Annotated in this window: 2 protein-coding genes and 1 tRNA gene; 1 reads left to right on the top strand and 2 read right to left on the bottom strand. The window is 56.8% G+C overall.

The features are described from left to right. The first annotated feature begins 3 nt into the window (after window positions 1-3). Window positions 4-80: transfer RNA gene (locus DFP90_RS22465), tRNA-Met, on the top strand. Window positions 81-435: 355 nt separating this feature from the next. On the opposite strand, the gene DFP90_RS22460 is transcribed toward DFP90_RS22465, so the two are convergent. Continuing rightward, window positions 436-1,818, bottom strand: a complete 1,383-nt coding sequence (locus tag DFP90_RS22460) for an aspartate aminotransferase family protein (RefSeq protein WP_115939702.1) — start codon at window positions 1,816-1,818, stop codon at window positions 436-438. 16 nt (window positions 1,819-1,834) lie between these two features. Continuing rightward, complete coding sequence (locus tag DFP90_RS22455; RefSeq protein WP_115939701.1) at window positions 1,835-3,331, bottom strand: NAD-dependent succinate-semialdehyde dehydrogenase; 1,497 nt, start codon at window positions 3,329-3,331, stop codon at window positions 1,835-1,837. Window positions 3,332-3,781: the final 450 nt, after the last annotated feature.

The following is a 3,781-nucleotide window of genomic DNA, read 5'->3' as shown; positions in this document are numbered from 1 at the left end:
TGACGCGGGATGGAGCAGCCCGGTAGCTCGTCAGGCTCATAACCTGAAGGTCGCAGGTTCAAATCCTGCTCCCGCAACCAAATAAAAACCCCCGCTTTTTTGCGGGGGTTTTTTATTGATGCAGGCTGTTTAGGCAATAACACTGCTCTAAAAATTCTCGCTCAGGCACCATCATCCGTAAGCCGGAGCTGGGGACGGTCGTTGACTAGATCTGAAAGCCCGTCCCAGATGCAAGAGCATCTTGATCCCGAAATCAGTCAACAAACAAGATGCTAACGCGGCGGCAGAGCTGGCGGGGCGGTTATCGCTGGTCATTTGTTGAAGAAATGGAAAAGGCCCCAGAGTGAGATTAAAAAATGGCGAGGGATAAAAAAGGGCGCCGCACGAGGGAATGCGGCGCCTGTAGGCCCTGAAACAGGTTTGCAGGGCAGGGGGTTATAGCGTTGCAGCCACCTTGTCGACAGCGGCTTTGGCCTTGGTGACGACCTGATCCACCTCGTCCTTGGTGATGATCAGCGGCGGGGCAAAGCCCAGGATGTCGCCATGGGGCATGGCGCGGGCGATCATGCCCTGTTCCAGGCAGGCAGCAGAGATTTGCGGACCGACTTTCAGCGCCGGGTCAAAACGCTCCTTCTTTTCTTTGTCCGCGACAAACTCCAGCGCCGCCATCAGACCAACACCGCGCACTTCGCCGACAATCGGATGATCGTCAAAGGTTTCATGCAGGCGCTGCTGGAGATAGGCACCGGTCTCGCGCGCATTGCCGGTCAAATCCTCGCCATCGACGATATCCAGGTTGGCATTGGCAGCCGCCGCACAGACCGGATGGGCGGAATAGGTCCAGCCATGGCCAATCGGGCCCAACTGGTCAGAGCCCTGTTCCAGTACCTGCCAGACACGTTCGCCGACAATGACACCGGACAGCGGCAGATAGCCGGAGGAGACACCCTTGGCAATGGTGATCAGGTCCGGCTCCATATCATAATGCTGGCTGCCGAAATAGCTGCCGGTCCGGCCGAAAGCGGTGACGACTTCATCGGCGATCAACAGGATATCGTATTTTTTCAAGACGGCCTGAATCTCGGCCCAATAGCCTTCCGGCGGCGGCACGATGCCCCCGGTGCCCAGCACTGGTTCGCCGATGAAAGCCGCAACCGTTTCCGGCCCTTCGGCCAGGATCATTTCTTCCAGTTCTGCCGCCAGGCGTTTGGAGAAATCCAGCTCGGTTTCGCCTTCCTTGGCGTTCCAGTAATAATGCGGGGTGGATGTATGCAGGATCGGCGCGCGCGGCAGATCAAAGGCATTATGGAACAGCTCCAGCCCGGTGAGAGAGCCGGTCATGATGCCGGAGCCATGATAGCCGCGCCAGCGGGAGATGATTTTTTTCTTCTCCGGGCGGCCCAGGATATTATTGTAATACCAGACCAGTTTGATGTTGGTCTCATTGGCATCACTGCCGGACATGCCGTAATAGACCCTTTTCATGCCTTTTGGGGCCTTTTCCACGATCCGCTGGGAGAGGCGGATCACCGGCTCGTTCCCGTGGCCCACATAGGTATGGTAATAGGCAAGCTCGGACGCCTGTTTATGGATCGCGTCGGCAATCTCCTGGCGGCCATAACCCACATTCACACAATAAAGGCCGGCAAAGGCATCCAATGTCTTTTGGCCGTCGGTATCCCAGATATGGACACCTTCGCCGCCGCGGATGATCCGGCTCGGCGTTTCACCATCTGCATGGGCGCGCATATGGGTGGAGGGATGGAAGAAATACTTCCGGTCCAGTTCATGCAGGTCGTTTACAAGTTTTTCGTTCATTCGATTTATCTCCCAATCAGGCTGCTTCGTAACTGATGCAGACATATTTCAATTCGGTAAATTCCTCGAGGCCGTGGCGGGATCCTTCCCGCCCCAGGCCCGATTGCTTGACGCCACCAAAGGGAATGGGCGCGCCGGTGATTTTTGGCGTATTGACCGCCACCATGCCATATTCCAGCGCGTTTGAGAGCGTCTGGATCCGGCGGTTGTCAAAGCTGTAGAGATAGGCCACCAGCCCATATTCTGTGTCGTTGGCCATGGCGGCGATATCATCACGATCATCAAATTTAATGATCGGGGCCACAGGGCCGAAGGTTTCCTCGTGATAAATCGCCATATCTGGGGTGACGTCGGCCAGCACGGTCGGCTCATAGAAAAGCCCGCCCAGGGCATGGGGCTTTCCACCAGTGGTGAGACGCGCGCCTTTGGCAATGGCATCGGCCACATGGCTGGCGCATTTATCCAAGGCACGTTCATGCATCAATGGGCCTTGTTCGACGCCCTCTTCCAAACCGTCCCCCATTTTCAGTGCGGCTGTGGCGGCCGTGAATTTCTGAATGAAGGTATCATAGACATCCGCATGCACATATATCCGGTTGGCACCGAGGCAATCCTGGCCGGTGGTGGCAAATTTTGCGCCGATCGCGCCTTTGACGGCCTGATCCAGGTCTGCGTCAGGGAACAGAATGAAAGGCGCATGACCGCCTAGTTCCATGGACATTTTCTTGACTGTTGCCGCCCCCTGGGCCAGCAGCAGGCGGCCTACTTCCGTCGAGCCGGTGAAGCTAAGTGCGCGAACGGTTTTATTGGCGCAAAGCTCCTGGACCACCTCACGCCCGCCGGTCACGATATTGAAGACCCCGGCCGGGATGCCGGCACGTTCGGCCAGTTCGGCCAGGGCGGTCGCGGAAAACGGGGTCTCGCCGGCCGGGCGCACGACCATGGTACAGCCTGCCGCCAAAGCGGCAGCAGCTTTCCTGGTGATCATGGCACTCGGGAAATTCCAGGGTGTGACGGCTGCGGTCACACCAATGGCCTCACGCCGGATCTGCATGTTGCGATCCGGCAGATGGGAAGTGATGCTTTCCGCATTCACCCGTTTGGCTTCTTCTGCGTACCATTCGATGAAATTGGCGGCATAATCGATCTCGCCCAGGGATTCCGCAAGGGGCTTGCCCTGTTCCAGGGTCATCAGCAGCGCCAGATCATCCTTATGCTCGAGCATCAGTTCGAACCAGCGGCGCAGAAGCTTTGAGCGTTCCTGGGGCAGTAGGTCGCGCCAGGCGGGGAAGGCGTCGGATGCCGCCTGGATCGCCTTTTGTGTTTCCCGCACACCCATATTGGGCACGGTGCCGACCAGTTGATTGTTGCTGGGATTTCGCACTTCAATTACCTGGCGGCTGTCGGCGGCCTCCCAGCGGCCGTTCACATAGGCATGTTCGCGCAGCAGGCGTGAATCCTTCAGGCGGCTGAGTGCTTCTGTTCTCTGTTCTTTTTCCATCGGCAGCGACATGGGGTCTATCCTCAGATTGTGCAGTTATCCCGAGCCATGACTATAGTCCGGACCCCGCAGAGACTGTTTTTGAATAGCATCGGATCGGGCGAGGGGTTTTCTTTCTTGCCATCAGTTTGCCGAAGAATCCTCGGGTTGAGTGAGGAGACGAGTTATTATTAAATGATATCAATGCAATATCGGTAATTTCTTCCTCGGACTTGTTGTTATTGCGGCCAATTCCACCCTGATCAGGGTCGTGAACAGGGGGATGTTGGAGTGTTGTGCCGAAAAATCATCGGTGTGAACTAGTCCCCATTTGTTGGACAGATCCAGCCGCAGTTTAAGCTACAAACATGCTCTCTGATCGGTTCTCCATGATTACTGACTATGCTGCCCTGTCTGCCGCTTGGAGGACCGGGCGATAGCCCGGGCCGGAGAGCGGCAGGCATCCGTGATAAACTTCCCTTG

Source organism: Aestuariispira insulae (assembly GCF_003385955.1).
GTDB lineage: Bacteria > Pseudomonadota > Alphaproteobacteria > UBA8366 > Aestuariispiraceae > Aestuariispira > Aestuariispira insulae.
This window is presented reverse-complemented; position numbering and strand designations above follow the sequence as displayed.